The organism is Streptomyces sp. NBC_01077 (genome assembly GCF_045162855.1).
Lineage (GTDB): Bacteria > Actinomycetota > Actinomycetes > Streptomycetales > Streptomycetaceae > Streptomyces.
Genome location: NZ_CP108669.1, coordinates 7,883,509 through 7,905,307, shown reverse-complemented (window position 1 = coordinate 7,905,307; position 21,799 = coordinate 7,883,509). Strand labels below are relative to the sequence as shown.

Here is a 21,799-nt window from a genome sequence, read left to right as displayed (position 1 = left end):
GAAGCACCCCGGTACGGAAGGACCACTCCATGGCGTCCCGCCCGCGCAGCCGTCGCCTGCGCCGCACCCTGCTCGCCACCCTCGTCGCCGCCTCGGTGGCGGTGCCCACCGTCGGTGCTGCCGGCCCGGCCGCCGTGCCCGCGCCCGTCCCCGCCCCGCTCGCTCCCCTCTCGCTCGCCGTTCCTGGCGAACTCGCCGCGCGGTACGCCGCCAACCGCTCCGCCGTCCGGGCCGCCGAGGCCATGGCCGACGCCCACGGCGACCACCGACGCGCCGCCACCCTGCGGGCCATGGCCGGGGAGGACCACCAACTCCTCTCCTTCGACGGCCGAGACGGCGGGCGCAGCGTCGAGGTGTTCGGCGACCTCGTCGGCGCCACCCGGATAGCCGTCCTCGTTCCCGGCTCGGACACCCGGCTCGACAGCCACCGCTTCCGGTCCGGCGCCGCCGCGCTGCAGCGCGAACTGGGCCGCGGGACGGCCGTCCTGGCCTGGCTCGGCTACCGGACCCCCGCCACCCTCAGCGCCGCCGCGACGACTCCCGGTCGCGCCGAGGAGGGCGCCCCGCTCCTCGCCTCCTTCGTCCGTGAACTGGCCACCGCCGCGCCGCGGGCGCGCCTGACACTGCTGTGCCACTCGTACGGCTCCGTCGTCTGCGCCGAGGCCGCGAACCACCTCCCCGTCGCCGACCTCGTGCTCTACGGCAGCCCCGGCACCGGCGCCGACCGCGCCGCCGACCTCGCCACCACGGCCACTGTCTGGGCCGGCCGCGGCACGGACGACTGGGTCGCCCATGTCCCCCACGTCCGCGTCTCCCTGGCGTTCGGGGAACTCGGCTTCGGCACCGACCCCGTCGCCCCGGAATTCGGCGCCCGGGTCTTCGACGCAGGCACCGGCGGCCACAGTGACTATCTCCTCCCCGGCTCCGTACCCCTGCGGAACATGGCCCGGATCGTCGCGGGACGGGATCCGGCCGATGCGTGACCTCGCCCGCCGGATCGACGCCGCCACCCCGCCCGGCCGCGACCGCGCCCTCGACGCCCTGCGCGCCCTCGCCATCCTCGGCGTGGTCCTCGGACACTGGCTCGTCACCGCCCTGAACACCGACAGCGGCACCTTGCGGGCCGTCAGCCCGCTGAGCCGACTGCCCGAGTTCACCCCGGTCTCCTGGGTGTTCCAGACGCTGGCCGTCTTCTTCCTGGTCGGCGGGCGGGTCGCCGCCGGAAGCCACACCGCCGCCCTCGTCCAGGGCACGTCCTACCGCGACTGGCTGACCGCGCGCCTCGGCCGGCTGTTCCGGCCCGTGGCCGTGGTCCTCGCCGTGTGGGCCGCCGCGGCGCTCGCGATGACCCTGGGCGGGGTGCCCTGGCAGACCGTGTACACGCTCGGCAAGCTCGTTCTCTCCCCGCTCTGGTTCCTGCTGGTCTTCGCCGCCCTCACGGCGGCGACCCCGCTGGTCGCCAGGGTGCACCCGCTGTGGCCGTTCGCGGTCGTCCTGCACATCGACGTGATCCGCTTCGGCTTCGGCGGACCCGAGTGGCTCGGCTGGACGAACGTGGCGGCCGGCTGGCTCGTTCCGTACTGCCTCGGCGCCCTGTGGGCCCGGCACGGCATCAGGGAACGGCCCGTCGGATGGACCCTGCTGATCACGGGCGTGCCGGCCACCGTCCTGCTCGTCGTCCTCGCCGGCTATCCGGCGGCCATGGTCGGCGTGCCCGGCGCGGCCGTCTCCAACCTCAACCCGCCCACGCTCGCCGCCGTCACCTTCGGCATCACCCAGTGCGGAGCGGCGTTCCTGCTCGTCGGCCCGCTGCGCCGGACCCTGAGCCGGCCCGCCGCGTGGGCGGCCGTGGCCCTCCTCAACCTCAGTGCCATGACGGTCTTCCTGTGGCACCAGACCGCGATGATGGCCGTCACGATGCTGGGCCTCCTCGCCGGCGGACTGACCGGGCACGGCCCGCTGACCGGTCTGCACACCGTCCCCGACGGATACGACTGGGTCCTCGCACGGCTCGCCTGGCTGCCCGTGTTCGGGCTCGCGCTGCTCGCGTGCGTCGCCGTCTTCCGTACGTACGAAGCGGGCGGCCGCCGTCCGTCCCGGGCGCGGCGACCCGCCGCGAGGAAGCAGGTACAGCGTGCATAGGGTGGACGTGACCGACAAGGGGGAACGGGTGGGGGACGGTTACGGGCGGGCGCTGGGCGCTGCCCTGCGCGGGGCGCCGAGCACGCTGCGCCGGAACCTGTGGACGACGGCCCGCGACCCGCTGCCCCGTCAGACCTGGTTCGGCTGGCTGCCGCACGGACACCTCGTGCTGCTCGCCGTCTTCGCGGGCGTCGCCAAGATGGCCGAGTACGGCGAGGCGATGACCGTCCTCACCGCCCCGGTCGAACTCCTCGTCGTCCTCCAGGCCGCCTCCCTCGTCCTCGCCCTGAGCCGACCGGTGCCGGCCTGGTGGCTGTCCACGCTCAGCCTGTTCCTGACCGCCGAGATCACCGACGCGACCGTCGGCCCCGACCTGCTCTGGCCCTGGAGCATCTGGGGCATCGTCGTGCACACCTTCGTGGTGCTGCTCCTCGCGCTGCGCGTCCCCCCTCTTGTCACCGCCGTCACGCTCCTGCTCACCGTGCTCTCCGGCCTTGGCAGCGCGGCCGTGCCCTCGGACATCGTGCACAACGAGGACGTGGCCGGCGGCACGCTCGCCTTCTCGATCGCGGCGGTCGTCGGCGCCTCCCTGCGGCTGAGCCGGGTGGCCCGGAACAAACTGGTCGCGCAGGAGGTCCTCACCGCCGAGGAGCGGGCCATGCGCACCGTCCTGGAGGAGCGCGGACGGATCGCCCGCGAACTCCACGACGTCGTCGCCCACCACATGTCCGTGATCTCCATCCAGGCTCAGGTGGCCCCGCACCTCGTCGAGAACCCCTCCGAGGAACTGCGGGAGAATCTGGCGGGCATCCGCCAGAACGCCGTCGAGGCGCTGACCGAACTGCGCCGCGTCCTGGGCGTCCTGCGCGCGGAGGACGCGGCGGCCGACTCCGTACGGCACACCCCGCAACCCACCCTGGACCGGCTCGACGAGCTGCTCGACAACGTCCGTGCCGCCGGCCTGTCCGTCGACACCGCCACCAGCGGAGAACGCCGCCGGCTCTCGCCTGGCGTCGAGCTGTCCGCGTACCGCATCGTCCAGGAGGCGCTCAGCAACGCGATGCGGCACGCGCCGGGAGCCCCGGTGCGGGTGGAGACCGGCTACCTGACCACCGGACTCACCCTCCGGATCACCAACGCCCCGGCCACGCGCCCCGTCGACCCCGCCACCATTCCGCTCTCGCCGGGACTCGGCCACGGCCTGCTCGGCATGCGGGAACGCACCGCCATGCTGGGCGGCGAGCTGGTCGCCGGGCCGACCGCCGACGGCGGCTACGAGGTGACCGCCACCCTGCCCCTCGACACCCCCAAGGACGGCACATGACCAGCGGCACCATCCGCGTCCTCATCGCGGACGACCAGATGATGGTCAGACAGGGGTTCACGGTGCTGCTCAACGCCGAACCCGGCATCGAGGTCGTCGGTCAGGCCGTGGACGGCGCCGACGCGGTGACCAAGGTCGCGGAACTCTCGCCCGACGTCGTCCTCATGGACATCCGCATGCCCGGCACCGGCGGCATCGAGGCCACCCGCGTCCTCACCGCGGCCGCCGGCTCCACCGTGAAGGTCCTCGTCCTGACCACCTTCGACCTCGACGAGTACGTCTACGAGGCCCTGCGGGCCGGCGCCTCGGGATTCCTGCTGAAGGACGCCTCCGCCGCCGAACTCGCCGAGGCGGTAAGGGTGGTGGCGCGCGGCGACGCCCTGCTCGCCCCGGACCTCACCAAACGTCTGATCATGGAGTTCTCCCGGCTCAGTGCCACCCCGCGCAGCCCCCAGAAGGACCGCGTCGGGGTGCTGACGGAGCGGGAGACCGAGGTCCTGACCCTCGTCGCCCAGGGCCTGTCGAACGCGGAGATAGCGACCTGTCTCGTCGTGGCCGAACAGACCGTCAAGACCCACGTGAGCCGCATCCTGGTCAAGCTGGGGCTCCGCGACCGGACCCAGGCGGCCGTCTTCGCCTTCGACACCGGCCTGGTCCGCCCGGCCGGCCACTGAACGCACCCTGACCGCTGACGAGCTCGTGCATGTCGTCGTCCCCCGCGCTCCCTCGGGACCGGGGCACCTATGCTGCGGCGGTGACCACACCCTCCAAGCCCGCCGCGCCCTCGCATCGCGCCCTCGCCGCGGCGATCGCCCTGATCGCCCTACCCCTCGCCGCCTTCGGAGCGTGGCGGTGGTGGGACCGCGCGCAGGAGGGCGACTTCAAGGCCGATCCGAAGCCGTTCTGCCGGCTCGTCACCCCCGAGACGATCCACCGGCTCGTGCCGGAGTCGTACGGCGGACGCGAGGACGTGGCGTCCTGCACCTGGGCCGCGCCTCGCGAGAAGGGGAAGTACCGGGCCAACGTCCATCTCTTCGCCAGCCGCCTCAACACGGAGCTGGCCCAGGAGGACATGCGCGAGCAGCGCGCCGACGTCGACCCGCTCTGGGAGAAGGGCACCCAGGAAGACCTGCTCGGCCTCGGCGACGAGGCCGTCCTCCGCTACCGGCCGCCCGTCCCCGGCAAGAACATCACCGCGCAAGTCGTCTTCCGCCGCAGCAACATGGTGATCTCCGTCGCCTACGCCCGCAGCGACGACGACCGGCAAGCCGCGCGCGCCGGAGCCATCGACGCCGCCCGCGAGGCAGCCGCCCTCCTCAAGCCCTGACCGGGCCGCCGCCTCCCGCGGCGAGTACCGGGGTTGGGGCCAGGCCGTCCTCTTCGCCGCGTGCACGGCCGCACGCATCGGCAAGGCGTCCGGCTGCCGGGTGGGAGACATCGACACCATCAAGTGGATCTGGACCGTCCGGCGCCGGACCACCCCGGCTCCCGGAGGCCTCGCCGGGCACCGGCACCCCGACGTTCACAAGATCACCGCCGTCGGCGCCGCCTTTTCCGCACACCTCAGCGTGCTCCGCGCGCCGCGGTCCCTGCCGAGCCCGATCGTGGTCGCCCGCTGAGCGGTCAAGGCGAGTTGGTCCCCGACTGGTCCCCAAAAACGAGTCAGAGGCCGTTTCAGATCACTCTGAAACGGCCTCTGACCTCCGACTTTCACAAGTCGGGACGACAGGATTTGAACCTGCGACCCCTTGACCCCCAGTCAAGTGCGCTACCAAGCTGCGCCACGTCCCGTTGCCCGTCTGACCTGGGGTTTCCCCTGGCTGGACGCGCATGAGAACAATACCGCACTTTCCCCGGTGCTCACGAACCCTTTCCGGCCCCCGGGGGGCGGCGCGCGCGAGGAGTCGATTACTCACCCTCCGTGACGTTCCCGCGCGCCAGGGTGCACGTCCGCGCGCCTGTCCGCAGGGCGCGAAAGCGGTGTCCGGCGGGTCGGAGGGGCGCGTCAGCCGGGCAGGGAGGGGACCGGAAGGCATTCCGAAATGCCACTTCTCTGGGGATGAAGGTGCTCATGTGGTGAGCCGGGCGCTCTCATGGTCATATGCCCACGGCCTGGTTGCCGCTGGCATGTGGCAGAAAGACGCCCTCGGGGAATGTCCGGCGGATCGGGCCCGGCAGGCCCAGACCACACGAAACACAGTCGGATTCAATCGTCAACCGCTCCGGTTTCGGACAAATATCGTGGCGATATTGATCCGTCCCAGAAAGATCAACACCATGAAGTGGTCGGCCTGTTCGGGACGGGACCACTGCCGATGCACCACCTGACCGGACAACCGGTCAGGCGTTTCGCAGGGGAGAGGCACTCGCATGGACAGTTACTTCAGTAGTCGCCTTCATCATCAGCTCCGGGAGACGGTCCGCGACTTCGCGGAACGTGAGGTTCGACCGCGGATAGCCGAGATGGAGGCGTCCCGTACGGTTCACCACGAGCTGTCCCGATTGATCGCCGAGCAGGGCTGGCTGGGTGCGACTGTCAGCCAGGAATACGGCGGCATGGGCGCCGGCCACTTAGCCAAAACGATCATCATCGAGGAGCTCTCCCGAGTCAGCGGCGCCATGGGCGCCATGGTCCAGGCCTCGCAGCTGGGCACGGCCAAGATCGTCCACTTCGGCAGCGACGAGCAGCGCAAGACGTGGCTGCCGGCGGTCGCCGCGGGCGAGTGCCTGCCGACCATCGCGGTGACCGAGCCCGACTCCGGTGGCCATGTCCTCGGTATGAGCGCCAGTGCGGTGCGTGACGGCGACGACTACATCCTCAACGGCAGCAAGGTCTACGTCGGCAACAGCCATGTCGGCGATCTGCATGGCGTCGTGGTCAGGACCGGTCCGGGTTCGAAGGGTCTCACCGCCTTCCTGGTCGAATCCGATCGCCCGGGGTTCAGGACCGGTCCGCAGCAGCCGTCCATGGGGCTCCACGGCTTCAGCTTCGGCGAGTTGATCTTCGAGAACTGCCGGGTTCCGGCCGCCAACCGCCTCGGCGACGAGGGTGACGGCCTCTCCGTCGCGTACTCGTCCAGCGTTCTGTACGGGCGGGCCAACCTCACCGCCGTCTCCCTCGGCATCCACCAGGCGATCCTGGAGGAGACCACCCGGTTCGCCTCCGAGCGCATCCGGTACGGCAAGCCCCTCCACGACCTCCCCACGGTCAAGCTGAAGCTGGGCCAGATGCAGTCCCGCCTCATGACCGCCCGGCTCGCCGCGTACCACGCCGTACACCTGCTCGACCAGGGGCTTTCCTGTGACACCGAGCTGATGAACGCCAAGCTCGTCAATGTCGAATCGGCGATCGACTCCGGTCGTAACGCCATGGAGATCCACGCCGCCGCCGGTCTCTTCACGGACCGGGCCATCGAGCGGTACCTCCGTGACGCGCACCACATCTTCGCCCCGGCCGGCACCTCCGACATCCAGCTCCTGCGGCTGGCCGAGGTCGCTCTCGGCCAGGACAAGGGCAGCTGGTCGGAGCGCCTCTCCGAGCTGGTCCGCACACCGGATCTGGAGCCCGTCCACTCCTGACACACGGACCGACCCCTCCCAGCCCGCCCCTCCCCCGCGATGCCAAGAGCCCCGGTACGGCCGTCGCCGTACCGGGGCTCCCGGCGTGTCACAGGGTGACGGTCAGAACATGCCGTCCTCGCGACGGTTGATCTGCTCCATCAGCTCGGCCGCCATCGCCTTGATCGTCTCGAGTCCGGCGCGCCCCCACGGCCGGACGTCGGTGTCGACCACGCAGATGGTGCCGAGCGCGACGCCGGTGCGGTCTATCAGCGGCGCCCCCATGTAGGAGCGGATGCCGATCTCGTCCACGACCGGGTTCCCCGCGAAGCGCGGGTAGTCGCAGACGTCCTCCAGGACGAGCGCCTTGCGTCGCACCACCACGTGCGGGCAGTAGCCGTGGTCGCGCGCCATGAAGCGGCCGACGCCACCGGCACCCGCGGCGGCCGCACCCAGGTCGCTGCCCGAGTGGGTGCCCTCGGGGGTGTGCAGCCCCGCGAAGAACTGCCGGTTCTCGTCGATGAAGTTGACCATCGAGAACGGAGCTCCGGTCACGTCCGCGAGGCGGTGGGCGAACTCGTCGAACGCCTGCTCCGGCCGCTCCCCGAGACCGAGTTCGCGCAGCCGCTCCACGCGGGCCGGCGCGTCCTTGTCGACGGGGGTCAGCAGGAGGTGACCGGTGGGGTCGTACGTCATGGCGTGGCTCCGTAGCTCGGCACGGCGGCCGGGATGGTGGTGAGCAGATGCTGAACGAGGGTCAGCAGGGTGCGGATGCCGGAGCTGGAGATCCGGGCGTCGCAGAGGACGACCGGCACGTCCGGCTTGAGGTCGAGCGCGGACCGGATCTCGTCCGGTTCGTAGCGGAAGGAGCCGTCGAACTCGTTGACCGCCACGACGAACCGGATGCCCCGCCGCTCGAAGAAGTCCACGGCGGAGAAGCACTCCTGGAGCCTGCGGGTGTCGGCGAGGACGACCGCCCCGAGCGCGCCCTCGGAGAGCTCGTCCCACATGAACCAGAAGCGTTCCTGGCCGGGGGTGCCGAAGAGATAGAGGACGTGGCGGTCGTCGAGCGTGATGCGGCCGAAGTCCATGGCCACAGTGGTCGTGGTCTTGGACTCCACGCCCTCCAGGCTGTCGGTGGCGGCGCTGACCGAGGTCAGCAGTTCCTCGGTGCTCAGCGGTTCGATCTCGCTGACCGCGCCCACGAGGGTCGTCTTGCCCACTCCGAAGCCGCCCGCCACCAGGATCTTGAGCGCGGTGGGGAACGGGTCGGTCGCGAAACTGTCGTGGCGCTCAGAGCCGTTGTCGTAGGCCATCGAGCACTGCCTCCAGCAAGGAACGGTCGGTTGGGTTGGCGTGGAACCGGGGAGCGCGGGCGGTGAGTGCCCCGCAGTCCACGAGGTCGGAGAGCAGGACCTTGGTGACCACGGCGGGGAGCCGTAAGTGCGCCGCGATCTCGGCCACCGAGGTGGGCCCGTCGCACAGCCCGAGGGCCAGGCTGTGCTCGGGACCCATGTGGACCTGGGGTGACGATCCGGTCGCCATCACCATGGACAGCAGATCCAGTGCGGTGGTCGGCTTGGTCCGGCCACCGCTGACGGTGTACGGGCGGATCAGCCGGCCGGCCGCGTCGTCGAGCCAGGGCCCTTCCTGGGGGGTCGTCACGTTCGCCGGCCGATGCCGCCCACCGCTCCGGCTGCCTGCCGGGCGGGGGTGACCAGGTACGGCCGGACGCTCTTGACGAGCATCGCCATCTCGTACCCGAGGACCGCGGCGTCGGCCTCGCGCCCGGCCAGGACCGCCAGGCAGGTTCCGGAGCCCGCGGTGGACACGAACAGGAGGGTGGAGTCGAGCTCCACGACCACCTGACGCACCTCGCCGCCGTCGCCGAACCGGGCGCCCGCGCTGCGGCCGAGCGAGTACAGGCCGGAGGCGAGGGCCGCCATGTGGTCGGCGGCGTCGGGGTCGAGGCCGTGGACGGATTTCACGAGGCCGTCGGAGGAGAGCAGAACGGCGTTGCGGGTGTACGGGACCCGCTGGACCAGTCCGCTCAGCAGCCAGTCGAGGTCCGAGGAATGGCCGGTCGGCACATTGCTCGCCATGGTGTCTACTCCTTGTGCGCGTCGCCTGGACGCAGCGATTCATGGGGGGCGGGCTGGGACTCGGCGAGACCGATGCCGCGCTGGAACGCGGCCATCAAGCCGGGGTCGTGCAGGGCGTGCTCCTCGGGCTTGCGGGCCACGGGCTCGTCGCGCAGCTGCGGGACGATGTGCTCCTGGGCGCGCCGCTTGGGGAGCACGGGCCGGCCGTTGGCCTCGGGCGCCTGGGGGAGCGGCGACAGGAGGGAGGCCGGCGGGCCGGAGTGTCCCGCGCCGGCCGACTGCGCCGGTATCGCGGGCGTACGACCGGAGTCCGTGTACCCGTTGGACCGCCCGGTGGTACGGGGGTGGCCGAGCGGATCGGGGGTGGGGGCCTCCTCGTGGCGGACGGCGGTCCGCTCCGGGGAGGGTACGGAGTGTGGTACGGGTCCGGTGGTGGCCGTCGTACTCATGGCGACGGGCACGGGCGCCTGCGGGTGGGCCGGTGCCGGGGCCGTCATCGGCGCCGGCATGGGGACCGGGGCCGTCATCGGGGCGGCGACCGCGGGCGCGGGCTGCGACGGCGCGTGCGGCTGCGTCGCCGGCTGGGTCTGCATCTGCACCTGGTTCGGCGGGACCGCGGTGGAACCGGCGGTCGCCGCGGCCTGGCGCTCGTGCTGGGCCAGCCCCTCCGGGTCGGCGCCGAGAAGGCCCTGCGGGAGCACGAGGACGGCCTGGACTCCGCCGTAGATGTTGGACTGCAGACGTACCGCGATGCCGTGCCGGCGGGCGAGGGCCGAGACGACGAAGAGTCCGATGCGGCCGTCCTGGAGCAGGTGCGCGACGTTGACCTGGTCGGGGTCGGCGAGCAGGGCGTTCATCTTGTTCTGCTCGGTGACGGGCATACCCAGACCGCGGTCCTCGACCTCGATCGCGAGGCCGGCCGTGACGTACTGCGCGCGGAGCAGCACCGTGGTGTGCGGCGCGGAGAACAGCGTCGCGTTCTCTACGAGTTCGGCGAGGAGGTGGATGACGTCGGCCACGGCATGGCCCCGGAGCGTACCGTCGATCGGGGGTACGAGCTTCACACGGGGGTACTGCTCGACCTCCGCGATGGAGGAGCGCAGCACCTCGGTCATGGTGACCGGGTTCGACCACTGGCGGCGGGAGATGGCACCGCCGAGCACGGCGAGGTTCTCGGCGTGGCGGCGGATGCGGGTGGCCAGGTGGTCGACGTGGAACAGGCCCTTGAGCAGCTCCGGGTCCTCGACCTCGTTCTCCAGCTCGTCGAGGAGCTGGATCTCGCGGTGGACCAGGGACTGCAGGCGTCGGGCGAGGTTGACGAAGACCTCGACCTTCTGTTCGTTGCCGACGCTGCTGGAGAGCCTGGACGCCTGCACGACGGCTGCCACGGCGGCCTCGTGAGAACGCGTCAGCTCCTGGGAGAGCAGGTCGAATTCGTCGCCGGACGCGGTGCCGGTCGGCATGGCGGGACGGGGCGGCAGCCCCTCTCCCTTGCGCAACTGTTCGATGATCGTATGCAGTTCGCTCTGGCCGCGGGCGCTGGTGCGGCGCAGGGCGTTGCAGCGGTCGAGGACCGCCTTGGCGACCCGGTCCGCGCCGAGCGCGGCGGCCGTCACGGAGGCGACCGTGATCGCGGCGGCGCCGGTGAGCGCGGCCCAGAGGCCGGGCGTCGGCGTGGCTCCGGTGGAGCGAATGGTGAAGAGCACGGCCGCGGCTCCGCCCAGCGCGACCGCGACGGCGGGAAGCACGGAGGTGCGGAGGAGTTGGGGGCGTATGCGGGCTTCCGCCGGGTGCGACGCGGGGGGCTGCGCCGGGGGGTTGCTACCGGTGCCGGGGGCGGGGCGGGCGCCTGACCGGCCGTGCCGCCCGCCCTCGCGTCGATCGGACCGCGAGGCGGGTGCGCGAAGTTGAGACATGAGTGTCCTTGGTACGTACGTGCCCAGGAATCGGCGTACTGCGGGTGAGCTACGGGGGTGGACTACGGGGGGACTGCAAGGGGCGGTTCACGGGGTGTGCGACGTGCGTGCGAAGAGCCTACCGATGATCACCAACCACACACTGTAGTCGTCAACCGTTCATGTGCGGTGCGCAGTTGGCAAACTTACCCGTTGAGCGGCCCGCTCTGGTATCGCCCCTTGCACGACCGGCCGAGAAGGTTCGGCCGAAAGTCGACGTCGCGACGCGGAGGGGCGTTGGGCACCGGGAACGGAAGAGGGCGGAGGTGTTCTCACACCTCCGCCCTCTGCGGAAATCGTTCCCGACCGGAATCCCCGGAGGGGGTGCGAACCGTCAGGTCCGCTCTCGGCCTCAGGGAGTCCGTGCCGCCTCCGGCGCACCCCGGCCGGCGTCCGTGCCGGGCTCGCCGGACGTCCGCCCGGCGTTCACGTCCGCGTTCGCGTCTGCTTTCCCGTGCGAAACGCCGGCGAGCGAATCGTCACCGTCGGTGAGAGCCGGACCCGCCCAGCCGCCGGCGGGGACACGGGCGACGGGACGCCACCAGGGGTTGTCGGGCACTCGCTCGGCACCCGGCTCGAAGGGCTCGCCCGGGATGGGGAGGGCGATCCGCTGGGCGACTCCGGTGGCGGCCTCGACGGTGCCCTCCCCCGGTTCGGCCCACGGGTGCGGGGCGAGGTTGAACGTGCCCCAGTGGATCGGCAGCATCACACCGGCGGGCCCGCCGCCCTGGAGGTCGAGATGCGCCCGCATGCCCTCGGCGGGGGTCATGTGGATGTCGGTCCAGAACTCCGAGTAGGCACCGATCTGGATCATGGTGGCGTCGAAGGGGCCGTGGGCCGCGCCGATGTCCTTGAATCCGGAGAAGTACCCGGTGTCCCCGCTGTGGAAGATCCGGTGGGAGGGTCCCGTCACGACCCAGGAGGCCCAGAGCGTCATCTGCCGGTTGCGCAGTCCGCGGCCGCAGAAATGCCGGGCCGGGGTCGCCGTGAGCCGCAGTTCACCGATCTCGGTGAACTCGTTCCAGTCCAGCTCGCGCAGCCGGGAGGCGGGCACCCCCCACCGCTCCAGGTGCGCGCCGACGCCGAGCGGCACCGCGAAGACGGTGTCGGTGGTGGCGAGCGCCTTGATCGTCGGCAGGTCGAGGTGGTCGTAGTGGTCGTGCGAGATCACGACGACGTCGACCGGGCCGAGCGCGGCGAGCGGGGCGGGCACGGGGTGGAGCCGCTTGGGGCCGGCGAAGGGGAAGGGGGAGCAGCGCTCGCCCCAGACCGGGTCGAAGAGCACCCGGTGGCCGTCGATCTCGGCGAGGACGCCGGAGTGCCCCATCCAGGTCAGGCGCAGGCCGGTGGCCGGGGGCCTGGCCAGGTCGGCGACCGTGGTGGGGTGGACCGGGATCGTGCCGGTGGGGGCGCGGCGCGAGCGGCCTTCCTTGTCGAAGTAGATCTTGGCGAACTCGACACTGGAGCCCGAGGGGCCGCGTCGGGCGGGTTCGGGGTTCTGGAAGATCCCGTCCGCGAAGTTCGGCGAGCGGTGGATGCGGGCGAGGCGCTCGCCCGTGGGGTCCGCGCCGAAGGACTCGGGGCGCAGCGCGCGCAGCCGGGCCCGCGGCGAACGGTCGGAGCCGGTACCGGTCACAGGACCTCCTGATCTCTGGGGGTCGTTCCATTATGGGCGGCCCGCGCCGCGAACGGTCGGGACGGTCAGCCATACTGAACCGTCATTCAGTACTGCTGCCCGTCCCGAGCAGCCGCCCGGCCGCCATGCGCGGCCGCCCGGCACACCGGCCCGCCCGGCCCCACCCGTCCCTCCCGAGGAGATGTCCGATGAGTACCGCCCCCCTGCTTTCCGTCGGCTGGACCGACCACGTCACCGGCCGCCGGGGCCACCTGGTGGTCGACCGGCTGGTGCGCGGAGTGGCCAGCGGCGGCCTGCGGATGCGCGAGGGCTGCACGGCGGAGGAGGTCGCCGGACTCGCCCGCGGAATGACCATGAAGGAGGCCCTGCACTACGACCCGAAGGCCCGGTACGTCCCGCTGGGCGGCGCCAAGGGCGGCATCGACTGCGACCCCCGCTCCCCCGAGGCGTACGGCGTCCTCGTGCGCTACCTGCGCGCGATGCGGCCGTACGTCGAGCGGTTCTGGACCACCGGGGAGGACCTGGGGCTCACCCAGGACCTGGTGGACCGCGCGGTGGCCGAGGCGGGCCTCGTCTCCTCCGTGCAGGCCGTGTACCCGCTCCTGGACGACGAGGCCGCGGCCCGCAAGCGGCTCGCCGATGCCTTCGCCATCGAGGTCGACGGCATCGGCCTCGACGAGCTGGTCGGCGGTCTCGGGGTCGCCGAGTCCGTGCTCGCCGCCCTCGACCGGGCCGACCGGACGTACGCCGGGACCCGGGTGTCGGTGCAGGGGCTCGGCACGATGGGCGGGGCGACCGCCCGGTTCCTGGCGCGGGCCGGGCTGCGGGTGGTGGCCGTGGCCGACGTCCGGGGCACGATCGTGAACCCCGACGGCCTCGACGTCGAGGCGCTGCTCGCGGCCCGCGACGCCCACGGCGCCGTCGACCGCTCCGCGCTGCGGCCCGGCGACCGGGAGGAGCCCGGGGACGCCTGGCTCGCGGCCGAGGCGGAGGTCCTGGTCCCGGCGGCCGTCTCGTATGCGATCGACGCCGGGAACCAGGGACGGATCACGGCCCGCTGGATCGCCGAGGCGGCGAACATGCCGGTCCTGCCGGAGGCCGAGGAGGCACTCGCCGCGCGTGGGGTCACGGTGCTGCCCGATGTGGTCGTGAACTCGTGCACGAACGCCTGGTGGTGGTGGACGCTCTTCGGCGACATCGAGGCCGACGCCGACCAGGCCTTCGACCGGGTACGCGGAGCGATGCGGGGGCTCGTCGACGGAATCCTCGACCGGTCGGAGGCGGACGGCACGAGCCCGCGCGCCGCGGCGCACGCGCTGGTGGACGAGCGGCTGCCGCAGATCGCCGAACGCTACGGCTGGTACTGAGCCCGCCCCGAACCGGAGCCGTTGACGATCATGCCCTTGTCATGTGCTGTGTAGGCTGCGTGGCGTGGCAAGAGTGCGGTTGAGCGTGGCCGAGCGGCGCGAGGAGCTGCTGCGGGCTGCCGTCGAGCAGATCGAGGCGCGCGGGGTCGCGGCCGTCCGGATCGCCGACGTGGCCTCGGCGCTCGGGGTGAGCAACGCCCTGGTGCTCTACCACTTCTCGTCCAAGGAACAGCTGGTCGCCGCGGCCTTCGCGCATGCCGCCGAGGCCGACCTGGCCCATCTGCGCCGGCTCCTCGGGCGCCGCTCCACCGCCGTGCGCCGGCTCCGGGCCGCCGTGCGCTGGTACGCGCCGACCGGACAGGCCAAGGGCTGGCGGCTGTGGATCGAGGGCTGGGCGGCCTCCCTGCGCGACCCCGAGCTCCGTCGGGTCGCTGCCTCCCTCGACCAGGAGTGGAAGGCGGCGCTGACCCGGGTGATCGCGGAGGGGGCCGAGGCCGGGGAGTTCCGCTGCACGGACCCGGCCGCGGCGGCCTGGCGGCTCACGGCCTTCCTCGACGGCCTCGCTGTCCAGACGACGGCCTACGCCGGCTCCCTCTCCCGCACCGCGATGCTGCGATGGGCCGACGCCGCCCTCGACCGCGAGCTGAACCTGCCGGAAGAGGGCGGGAGCGTGGGTGTGAGCACGAGCGTGGGCGAGGACGTCGCCGGCGACGGCGTGCCCGCCGTCGGCTAGCCACCGGTTCATGGGGCCACCGGGCGGCCCTCACCCGGTCACACCAGCTCGAAGACCGCCGAGACCGTGACCTGCTCCTCGATCTCGCCCGGGGCCAGCGGGACGCTCGCCTCGTCGGCGGCGACGCCGGGGGCGGCGCCGGGTCCGGGGCGCACGGACTCACCCTCGCCGAGCGAGACCAGCCGGCCGAGCTGGTGGCCACTGAGCCGGGCGTGCTGCGCCGCCTTGTCGTACGCGTCCCGGTAGGCGGCCTCGCGTGCCTTCACCCGCAGTGCCGACGGGTCGGCGACGTCGAAGACGACACCGTTGATCCGGCCCGAGTCCCCGGTGGCGTCGTTGACGGCGCCGATGACCTGCCCGGCCCTGTCGATCTCCCGGACCTTCACGGAGAAGGCCTGCCCGGCCTGGTACCCGGTCACCTTGCTCTCGCCCTCGGCGTTCTGCGTGTAGACCGGGGACAGCGAGAGGCTGTCGGTACGGATGTCCCGCTCGGCGATCCCCTGCTTGTGGAGCACGGCGAGAAGGGACTCGGCAGCGGTCTTCTGCGCGGCCATCGCCTCCTTCGCGGTCTTGCGGGTGGCCTCGACGCCCACGGAGAGGATCGCCAGATCGGGCGCGGCGGCCGCGCGGCCGTGGCCGGTGACGGTGACCGTCGCGGGCGCCTCCGCCCGGGCGGCGACCCGCGGGGCCGTCCGCTCGGGCGCGGCGGCCAGGGCGGGGGCCGCGGTGCCGACGAGCAGGCCGCCGAGCACGGCGGTGGCGGCGAGCAGACGGGCGGTACGGGCGGCGCTGGGCCGGCGGATCGTCACAGGCGGTCCCTTCGAGGCTGGGTGCCGGGGCTCCGGCGGGCACATCCCAGCACCCGGCGCCGCCGCCTCCCGTGCGCCACTCCTGACCGTCGGCTCCCTTCACCTCTCCGTACCAGTCACCTCTCCCCACCCGTCACTTCTCCGTGCCGGCCGGGCTGCCGCCGCCGTCCGCCGCTGCCGGGTCGCGCGCTCAGGTCTGGACGAGCGGCTCGTACGCGTCGGGGTGCAGCCCGAAGGTCCAGGCGACGCCCTCCCGCGCGGTCCGGGTGGTGGGCGGGACCCGGAGCCAGTACGTGCGGTGGCTGCCGTCCGGCTCGGGCGTGGAGTTGACGACCTCGACCATCGCCACGTCCTCGTCGTCGTCGAGCTCGATCCGCCACAGGACACCGGTCTCGTCGCGGTGCTGGTGACGGGCTCCCGAGGCGGCCAGGTAGCGGTCGTAGCCGTAGTACTCCAGCATCACGCGCCGCAGTTCGGCGTTCTCCTCCTCCCGTATCCGCTCGGGGGTGAGGCCGGCGAGACCCGCGAGGAACGCGGCGGGCACCGTCATGCCCCGCCAGGCGTGCAGGGCGAAGCCGTCGGCGAAGGCGAGCGCGGGCCCGTCGCCCCGGTCGAGGCGCCCGGCCTCGTCCCGGTGCAGCTCGACGGGCCGCTCGCAGACCACCGCGACGTTCTCGTACGGCCACCACCAGCCCGCGTGTTCGGCGACGGCGGCGAGACCGGCGAGGCGGTCGCCCTGCCCGTCGAACGCGGCGAGCCAGGCGGCGTCGTGCTGGCCGAGCACCGCGTCGAGCAGCACGAGCCGCACGGCGGTCGCCTCCCGCACGGAAGGGGCCGGGCCGGCGGCCCTGCCGGACTCCACGGAAACGGCGGAGCCCGCCGGACCGGCCGAGCCGCCGGACGTCGCGGCCTCCGTCACCCCGGCCCGTATCCGATCGGCGAGGCTGCGCGTCAGGTCCCAGAGGTGGGCCCCGGTCGCCTGCCAGTGGGCCGCCCAGCCCGCGGGGCCGAGGGCGTCGTGGAGACGCCGGCGCTCCTCGGCCCACGGCCGGGTGCGCACCTCGTCCCGTACCGAACGGCCCTGCCCGCTCAGCCCCCGTACGAGCGTGACGGCCGCGAGCGGAGAGTCCGCCCAGAGCACGCGCGCGGGTTCGGCGAGGCCCGCCGTGCGGTAGGCGAGCCGGACTCCGGCCTCTGCGGCGGCCCGGTCGGCGGGCCCGGTGGCCGCGGCGACGGACCGCCACCTGTCCTGTGCGGTGGTGTGGTTCATGTCGGCGTGGTTCATGTGGGAGCCCCCAGGTCTTTCTCGGTCAGTCCGCGACGATCCGGTACGCCCCGGGCACGTACTCCCGCTGGCGCACCACCCGGTACCAGCCCTTGGGCAGCGGTATCGGGGCGTGTTCCTCGTGCACCACCCGGCCGCCCTCGGGCAGTTCGAGCAGCAGCGGGCCGAAGGGCCCCGGCTCCCGCACGAGTCGGCCGGGCCCGGGGATCGCGTGGGCGTGCCCGGTGACCTCGCCTAGGGCGAGGACCAGGCGGCGCCGGGCGTCCCTCGGCTCCCCCGTCGCCGCCTTCACCCGCGCCGGAACCGCCGTCTCCTCGACGGGCGCGAACAGCACGTCTCCCTGCCGGTACATGGCTCTCCCTCCCCGTTCGGCGCGGTACGGCCGAACACGAGAACGACGCTAGGGGCCGGGTCTGACAATCGACGCCGCACGCTTCGGAGGCCCACCCGCCGGAGGGCGTTGTCGGTGCCGCTTGGTAGAACTCTTGCCATCAGCCGATCCACGCCGTCCGTTGCCGGGAGCGCAGTCATGACCGTTGGCCACTACATCGAGGAATTCCACGGCCTGCCCGTGTTCCACTTCCCGGACACGGACACGCGGATCGAGCTCCCGGACGCGGCGGCCGTCGCCTGGCGGCTCTCCTCGCCGACCTACTGCGAGGGCGACGACGAGCAGTGGGGGGCGCAGTTCGAGCGGTTCCTCACGTCGGTCGACGCGGGGCGGGTGCGCGCGCTGGTCGTCGGCGGCTGGGACGAGGCGTACGAGACCTCGTCGGCCGACATCGTCACGGCGCTCATCGCCGCCAACAACCGGTTCACCGCCCTGGAGGCGGTCTTCCTGGGGGACATGGCCGGCGAGGACTGCGAGATTTCATGGATCGTCCAGTCCGACGTGACTCCGCTGCTCGCCGCCTATCCGGCCCTGCGGGAGTTCGGGGTGCGCGGCGGCACGGACCTGGCCTTCCCCTCGATCCGGCACAACGGTCTGGAGAGTCTGATCGTGGAGACCGGCGGTCTGGGTGCCGAGGTCGTGCGCGGGATCGTGGGCAGTGACCTGCCGGCTCTGGAGAACCTGGAACTCTGGCTCGGGACAGACCAGTACGGCGGCGACAGCACGGCCGACGACCTGGCGCCGCTGCTCTCCGGATCGGCGTTCCCCGCCCTGCGTTCGCTCGGCCTGTGCAACAGCGTGATCCAGGACGCCGTCGCCGCCGCCGTGGCGGGCGCCCCCGTCCTCGCCCGGATCGAGCGGCTCAACCTGTCGATGGGCGTCCTCACGGACGAGGGCGCGGCTGCTCTGCTCGACGGACAGCCGCTGACCCACCTCACCCACCTCGACCTCTCCCACCACTACCTGTCGGAGGCCGTGCAGAAGCGGCTGCTCGCCGCACTCGCCCCGCACGGCGTGACCGTCGACCTCGACGACGCGCAGGAGCCGGAGGACGAGGGCGACGGCGAGGTCTACCGGTACGTCGCGGTCGCCGAATGACCGCCCGCCCGCGCCTCGTGGTCGTCGGCGATCCGGCGGGCCGCCGCGTCGCGTTCTTCCAGGACGCGCTGCGGGCCGCCGGGCTGCCCGAGGCGCGGGTGGTGTCCTGGCCCGAGGTGCTGCGCGGCCGGGCACGGTTCGCGGCGGGCGAGACCGTACGCCTGGACTCGCCCGGCGAGGACACGGAGGCCGACCGGCTGCTTCGCGAGGTCGACGATCCGGCGCGGGTCGAGGGCACCGGCCGCTGGTACGAGCGGTTCGTCACCGCCACGGCGGAGCTCGCCCGGTCCGTCGCCGCGGCGGGCGCCGTTCTCGTCGACGATCCCGCCGAGCTGGCGGACCTCTTCGACAAGCGGCTGAGCCACGGCCTGCTCCGCGAAGCCGCGGTACCCGTGCCCGAGTCGCCGACGTCCGGACCCTCCGCCCCCGCCGTACGCGGCTGGGCGGACGTCAGGGCCCTGACCGCCGGGCCCGGACTGCGCCGGGTCTTCGTGAAGCTCGCGCACGGCTCCTCCGCCTCGGGAGTACTCGCGGTCGAGTCGAACGGCGCGGGCCGGGTCCAGGCCACCACGTCGGTGGAGCGGGCCCCCGACGGACGGCTCTTCAACTCCCTGCGGGTACGGCGCTACACGAGTGAGCGCGAGGTCGCCGCGATCGTCGACGCGCTCGCCCCCGACGGCCTGCACGTCGAGCGCTGGCTGCCCAAGGCCGCCCAGGGCGGCCGGTCGGCCGACGTGCGGGTGGTGGTGATCGACGGGCGGGCCACCCACGCGGTGCTCCGCACCAGCCGCTCCCCCATGACCAATCTGCATCTGGGCGGGACCAGGGGCGATCTGGACGCGGCCCGGGCCGCGATCGCCGCGGCCGGCGCTCGGTGGACGGACGCGCTCGACGTGTGCGAGCGGGCCGCCGCGGTCTTCCCCGGCACGCGGTGCGTGGGCGTGGACCTGCTCCCCGCCACGGGCTGGCGCCGCTTCGCCGTGGGCGAGGTCAACGCCTTCGGCGATCTGCTGCCGGGCCTCACGGGGCTGCCCGGCAGCGGAGCGGAGGGGCTCGACACGTACGCGGCGCAGGTCGCCGCCCAGTTCCCGGACCGTCACACCCAGCACCCCACCCGCACCACCCTCCTCCCCACCCCAACCCCCACCCCCGGCCCCGGCACCAGCACCAGCACCAGCACCAGCACCAGCACCAGCACCAGCACCACAGGAACGAGCACCGCGTGAACCAGCCCGACATGAACACGATCGTCGGGAGCCACGATCTGCTCCTGGTCACCCTCGACACGCTGCGGTACGACGTCGCGGTCGAACTCGCGGCCGCGGGCCGCATCCCGAACCTGGCCCGCCATCTCCCCGGCGGAGTCTGGGAGCGGCGCCACGCGCCCGGCAGCTTCACGTACGCCTCGCACCAGGCGATCTTCGCCGGTTTCCTGCCGACCCCGGCCTCCCCCGGCCCGCACCCGCGCCTGTTCGCGGCGCGCTTCGCGGGCAGCGAGACGACCGCAGACGGCACGTACGTCCATGACACGCCGGACTTCGTGTCCGCCCTCGCGGGCGAGGGCTACCGGACGGTCTGCGTCGGTGGTGTCGGCTTCTTCAACAGGCAGCCGCCGCTCGGCAGCGTGCTCCCCGACCTGTTCCAGGAGAGCCACTGGGAGCCCTCGTTCGGCGTCGCCTCTCCCACGTCCTTCGAGTCCCAGGTCGCCCGCGCCGAGGAGGTCGTCGCCGGTCTCCCGCACGAGCGGCGGCTCTTCCTCTTCGTCAACGTGTCCGCACTGCACCAGCCCAACTGGTTCCACCTGCCGGGCGCCACCCGCGAGACCGGTGACTCCCGGGCCACCCACGCGGCCGCCCTCGAGTACGTCGACCGGCACATCGGGCGGCTCTTCGCCGCGATGAGCGGCCGCCGTCCGTGTCTCGCGATCGTCTGCTCCGACCACGGCACCGCGTACGGGGAGGACGGCCACACCGGTCACCGGATCGGCCACGAGGTCGTGTGGACCGTCCCGTACGCGCAGTTCGAGCTCGCGGGCCCGGAGCGGGAGGCCGTGGCATGAGCGACAGCGCCACCCCGCGTCCGTACCGGAGCTACGTCTACGCCTACCCGCACAAGACGGCGTACCGGCCCCTCCCCGGCCCGGTGCCCTCCCTCGCCGCGCTCTGGCGGGACGAACCGAAGGACGCGCTCTCCCTCTATGCGCACATACCGTTCTGCGAGGTCCGCTGCGGCTTCTGCAACCTCTTCACCCGGATCGGCGCCCCCGACGAGCTGACCACCCGCTATCTCGACGCCCTCGACCGCCAGGCCGCCACCGTCCGCGAGGCCCTCGGCGACGAGGCCCCGGTGCGGTTCGCGACGGCGGCGTTCGGCGGCGGCACGCCCACCTTCCTCACCGCCGGCGAGCTGGAGCGGCTCTGCGACATCGCCGAGAAGCGGATGGGGGTGGATCTGCGGGCGGTGCCGCTCTCCGTGGAGACCTCGCCCGCGACGGCGACCGCCGACCGCCTCGTCCTGCTCGCCGAGCGGGGCGCGACCCGGCTCAGCATCGGGGTGCAGAGCTTCGTGGAGGCCGAGGCACGGGCGGCCGTCCGGCCCCAGCGCCGCGCCGACGTCGAGTCGGCCCTCGGCCGGATCCGGGACGCCGGCGTCCCCGTGCTCAACATCGACCTGATCTACGGGATCGACGGACAGACCGAGGAGTCCTGGCGTTACTCGCTCGACGCCGCCCTCGCCTGGCGCCCGGAGGAGCTGTACCTCTATCCGCTGTACGTCCGGCCGCTCACCGGCCTCGGCCGGATCTCCCCCGCCGCCGACCGGGAGTGGGACGAGCAGCGGCTGCGCCTCTACCGGTACGGCCGGGACCATCTCCTCGCGCACGGCTACGAGCAGGTGTCGATGCGGATGTTCCGGCGGACGGACGCCGCACCGCTCGGCCCCGACGACTACGCCTGCCAGACGGACGGGATGATCGGCCTGGGCTGCGGGGCCCGCTCGTACACCTCGGCCCTGCACTACTCGTTCGACTACGCGGTCGACATGCGGGAGATCCGCACGATCATCGACGCCTACACGGAGACCGCGGACTTCTCGACGGCCGAGGTCGGCCGGTGGGTCGACGCCGGGGAGGCCCGCCGCCGCCATCTGCTCCAGTCGCTGCTTCAGGCCGAGGGCATGCCGCTCGCGGGGTACGAGGAGCGGTTCGGTGCCTCGCCGTTCGCGGACTTCCCGGCGGAACTGGGCCGGTTCGAGGCGTTCGGGTGGCTGGACGAGGAGGCGCCGGCCGGGCTGCTCCGGCTGTCCCCGGAGGGCCTCGCCCACTCGGACGGCCTCGGCCCGGAGCTGTTCTCCCCCTCGGTGCGGGCCGCGATGGCCGCGTACGAGCCGAAGTAGGGGGCG

The 21,799-nt window shown here is 72.8% G+C and carries 22 protein-coding genes and 1 tRNA gene; 13 read left to right on the top strand and 10 right to left on the bottom strand.

The features are described 5' to 3' along the window. Positions 1–29 precede the first annotated feature (29 nt). From OG462_RS35680 to OG462_RS35655, 6 genes are all read left to right on the top strand, one after another. Positions 30–983: an alpha/beta hydrolase gene (locus tag OG462_RS35680; protein WP_406064207.1), complete on the top strand. Its 954-nt coding sequence runs from the start codon at positions 30–32 to the stop codon at positions 981–983. After that, positions 976–2,142, top strand: a complete 1,167-nt coding sequence (locus OG462_RS35675) for an acyltransferase (protein ID WP_406064205.1) — start codon at positions 976–978, stop codon at positions 2,140–2,142. The genes OG462_RS35680 and OG462_RS35675 overlap by 8 nt, the downstream gene beginning before the upstream one ends. 1 nt (position 2,143) lies before the next feature. After that, the gene (locus tag OG462_RS35670; RefSeq protein WP_406064203.1) at positions 2,144–3,466 is read left to right on the top strand and encodes a sensor histidine kinase; all 1,323 of its coding nucleotides are present in this window, start codon (positions 2,144–2,146) and stop codon (positions 3,464–3,466) included. Next, entirely contained in the window at positions 3,463–4,140 is a 678-nt protein-coding gene (locus OG462_RS35665; RefSeq protein WP_406064201.1) for a response regulator, read from the top strand. The genes OG462_RS35670 and OG462_RS35665 overlap by 4 nt, the downstream gene beginning before the upstream one ends. An 80-nt stretch (positions 4,141–4,220) precedes the next feature. After that, a complete protein-coding gene (locus tag OG462_RS35660; protein WP_406064199.1) occupies positions 4,221–4,793 on the top strand; it encodes a hypothetical protein in 573 nt (190 codons plus the stop codon). 100 nt (positions 4,794–4,893) lie between these two features. After that, on the top strand, positions 4,894–5,085 hold the full coding sequence (locus OG462_RS35655) for a hypothetical protein (protein ID WP_406064197.1): 192 nt from the start codon (positions 4,894–4,896) through the stop codon (positions 5,083–5,085). A 98-nt stretch (positions 5,086–5,183) separates the two neighbouring features. Here OG462_RS35655 and OG462_RS35650 read toward each other — a convergent pair. Further along, a tRNA-Pro gene (locus tag OG462_RS35650) sits at positions 5,184–5,257 on the bottom strand. A gap of 579 nt (positions 5,258–5,836) precedes the next feature. Between OG462_RS35650 and OG462_RS35645 the strand changes: the two genes are divergently transcribed. Then, positions 5,837–7,045, top strand: coding sequence for an acyl-CoA dehydrogenase family protein (locus tag OG462_RS35645; protein ID WP_406064195.1), 1,209 nt, complete (start codon positions 5,837–5,839; stop codon positions 7,043–7,045). 102 nt (positions 7,046–7,147) lie between these two features. Here the strand turns inward: OG462_RS35645 and OG462_RS35640 are convergent, their stop codons facing one another. The 6 genes from OG462_RS35640 to OG462_RS35615 form a co-directional block, all read right to left on the bottom strand. Beyond that, entirely contained in the window at positions 7,148–7,720 is a 573-nt protein-coding gene (locus OG462_RS35640) for a GAF domain-containing protein (RefSeq protein WP_406064193.1), read from the bottom strand. Beyond that, complete coding sequence (locus OG462_RS35635) at positions 7,717–8,340, bottom strand: GTP-binding protein (RefSeq protein WP_406064191.1); 624 nt, start codon at positions 8,338–8,340, stop codon at positions 7,717–7,719. Before OG462_RS35635 ends, OG462_RS35640 begins: the two co-directional genes overlap by 4 nt. Continuing rightward, positions 8,318–8,689 (bottom strand): DUF742 domain-containing protein, encoded by a 372-nt coding sequence (locus tag OG462_RS35630; RefSeq protein ID WP_406064189.1) that lies wholly within the window; start codon positions 8,687–8,689, stop codon positions 8,318–8,320. Before OG462_RS35630 ends, OG462_RS35635 begins: the two co-directional genes overlap by 23 nt. Then, positions 8,686–9,126 (bottom strand): roadblock/LC7 domain-containing protein, encoded by a 441-nt coding sequence (locus tag OG462_RS35625; protein ID WP_389041396.1) that lies wholly within the window; start codon positions 9,124–9,126, stop codon positions 8,686–8,688. The genes OG462_RS35630 and OG462_RS35625 overlap by 4 nt, the downstream gene beginning before the upstream one ends. A 5-nt stretch (positions 9,127–9,131) precedes the next feature. Then, positions 9,132–11,042 (bottom strand): ATP-binding protein, encoded by a 1,911-nt coding sequence (locus tag OG462_RS35620; protein WP_406064187.1) that lies wholly within the window; start codon positions 11,040–11,042, stop codon positions 9,132–9,134. 391 nt (positions 11,043–11,433) lie between these two features. Beyond that, on the bottom strand, positions 11,434–12,717 hold the full coding sequence (locus OG462_RS35615) for an MBL fold metallo-hydrolase (RefSeq protein ID WP_406064185.1): 1,284 nt from the start codon (positions 12,715–12,717) through the stop codon (positions 11,434–11,436). A gap of 188 nt (positions 12,718–12,905) precedes the next feature. Here OG462_RS35615 and OG462_RS35610 point away from each other — a divergent pair, with 188 nt between their 5' ends. Beyond that, positions 12,906–14,084: a Glu/Leu/Phe/Val dehydrogenase dimerization domain-containing protein gene (locus tag OG462_RS35610; RefSeq protein ID WP_406064183.1), complete on the top strand. Its 1,179-nt coding sequence runs from the start codon at positions 12,906–12,908 to the stop codon at positions 14,082–14,084. Positions 14,085–14,148: 64 nt separating this feature from the next. Further along, positions 14,149–14,817 (top strand): TetR/AcrR family transcriptional regulator, encoded by a 669-nt coding sequence (locus OG462_RS35605; protein ID WP_406064181.1) that lies wholly within the window; start codon positions 14,149–14,151, stop codon positions 14,815–14,817. 38 nt (positions 14,818–14,855) lie between these two features. On the opposite strand, the gene OG462_RS35600 is transcribed toward OG462_RS35605, so the two are convergent. The 3 genes from OG462_RS35600 to OG462_RS35590 all read right to left on the bottom strand — a co-directional run bounded on the left by OG462_RS35600 (position 14,856) and on the right by OG462_RS35590 (position 17,263). Next, positions 14,856–15,626: an SIMPL domain-containing protein gene (locus OG462_RS35600; protein ID WP_406064179.1), complete on the bottom strand. Its 771-nt coding sequence runs from the start codon at positions 15,624–15,626 to the stop codon at positions 14,856–14,858. Between the two features lie 190 nt (positions 15,627–15,816). After that, positions 15,817–16,911, bottom strand: coding sequence for a DUF6745 domain-containing protein (locus tag OG462_RS35595; RefSeq protein ID WP_406064177.1), 1,095 nt, complete (start codon positions 16,909–16,911; stop codon positions 15,817–15,819). A 25-nt stretch (positions 16,912–16,936) separates the two neighbouring features. Then, positions 16,937–17,263 carry a hypothetical protein gene (locus OG462_RS35590; RefSeq protein ID WP_406064175.1) on the bottom strand — a complete coding sequence of 109 codons (327 nt, stop codon included), beginning with the start codon at positions 17,261–17,263 and terminating at the stop codon, positions 16,937–16,939. Positions 17,264–17,440: 177 nt separating this feature from the next. On the opposite strand from OG462_RS35590, the gene OG462_RS35585 reads away from it, so the two are divergent. The 4 genes from OG462_RS35585 to OG462_RS35570 are packed head-to-tail and all read left to right on the top strand — an operon-like array spanning position 17,441 to position 21,793. Then, complete coding sequence (locus OG462_RS35585; RefSeq protein WP_406064173.1) at positions 17,441–18,400, top strand: STM4015 family protein; 960 nt, start codon at positions 17,441–17,443, stop codon at positions 18,398–18,400. Continuing rightward, entirely contained in the window at positions 18,397–19,626 is a 1,230-nt protein-coding gene (locus tag OG462_RS35580; RefSeq protein ID WP_406064171.1) for an STM4014 family protein, read from the top strand. The genes OG462_RS35585 and OG462_RS35580 overlap by 4 nt, the downstream gene beginning before the upstream one ends. Before the next feature lie 11 nt (positions 19,627–19,637). Then, positions 19,638–20,459, top strand: a complete 822-nt coding sequence (locus tag OG462_RS35575) for an STM4013/SEN3800 family hydrolase (protein ID WP_406066847.1) — start codon at positions 19,638–19,640, stop codon at positions 20,457–20,459. Then, positions 20,456–21,793 carry an STM4012 family radical SAM protein gene (locus OG462_RS35570; RefSeq protein WP_406064169.1) on the top strand — a complete coding sequence of 446 codons (1,338 nt, stop codon included), beginning with the start codon at positions 20,456–20,458 and terminating at the stop codon, positions 21,791–21,793. The genes OG462_RS35575 and OG462_RS35570 overlap by 4 nt, the downstream gene beginning before the upstream one ends. Positions 21,794–21,799 lie beyond the last annotated feature (6 nt).

What these genes read in the sequence shown, in the direction of transcription:
- OG462_RS35680 (WP_406064207.1), top strand. Translation starts at nt 30, where the DNA reads ATGGCGTCCCGCCCGCGCAGCCGTCGCCTGCGCCGCACCCTGCTCGCC.
- OG462_RS35675 (WP_406064205.1), top strand. Translation starts at nt 976, where the DNA reads ATGCGTGACCTCGCCCGCCGGATCGACGCCGCCACCCCGCCCGGCCGC.
- OG462_RS35665 (WP_406064201.1), top strand. Translation starts at nt 3,463, where the DNA reads ATGACCAGCGGCACCATCCGCGTCCTCATCGCGGACGACCAGATGATG.
- OG462_RS35645 (WP_406064195.1), top strand. Translation starts at nt 5,837, where the DNA reads ATGGACAGTTACTTCAGTAGTCGCCTTCATCATCAGCTCCGGGAGACG.
- OG462_RS35640 (WP_406064193.1), bottom strand. Translation starts at nt 7,720, where the DNA reads ATGACGTACGACCCCACCGGTCACCTCCTGCTGACCCCCGTCGACAAG.
- OG462_RS35635 (WP_406064191.1), bottom strand. Translation starts at nt 8,340, where the DNA reads ATGGCCTACGACAACGGCTCTGAGCGCCACGACAGTTTCGCGACCGAC.
- OG462_RS35625 (WP_389041396.1), bottom strand. Translation starts at nt 9,126, where the DNA reads ATGGCGAGCAATGTGCCGACCGGCCATTCCTCGGACCTCGACTGGCTG.
- OG462_RS35620 (WP_406064187.1), bottom strand. Translation starts at nt 11,042, where the DNA reads ATGTCTCAACTTCGCGCACCCGCCTCGCGGTCCGATCGACGCGAGGGC.
- OG462_RS35610 (WP_406064183.1), top strand. Translation starts at nt 12,906, where the DNA reads ATGAGTACCGCCCCCCTGCTTTCCGTCGGCTGGACCGACCACGTCACC.
- OG462_RS35595 (WP_406064177.1), bottom strand. Translation starts at nt 16,911, where the DNA reads ATGAACCACGCCGACATGAACCACACCACCGCACAGGACAGGTGGCGG.
- OG462_RS35590 (WP_406064175.1), bottom strand. Translation starts at nt 17,263, where the DNA reads ATGTACCGGCAGGGAGACGTGCTGTTCGCGCCCGTCGAGGAGACGGCG.
- OG462_RS35585 (WP_406064173.1), top strand. Translation starts at nt 17,441, where the DNA reads ATGACCGTTGGCCACTACATCGAGGAATTCCACGGCCTGCCCGTGTTC.
- OG462_RS35580 (WP_406064171.1), top strand. Translation starts at nt 18,397, where the DNA reads ATGACCGCCCGCCCGCGCCTCGTGGTCGTCGGCGATCCGGCGGGCCGC.
- OG462_RS35575 (WP_406066847.1), top strand. Translation starts at nt 19,638, where the DNA reads ATGAACACGATCGTCGGGAGCCACGATCTGCTCCTGGTCACCCTCGAC.
- OG462_RS35570 (WP_406064169.1), top strand. Translation starts at nt 20,456, where the DNA reads ATGAGCGACAGCGCCACCCCGCGTCCGTACCGGAGCTACGTCTACGCC.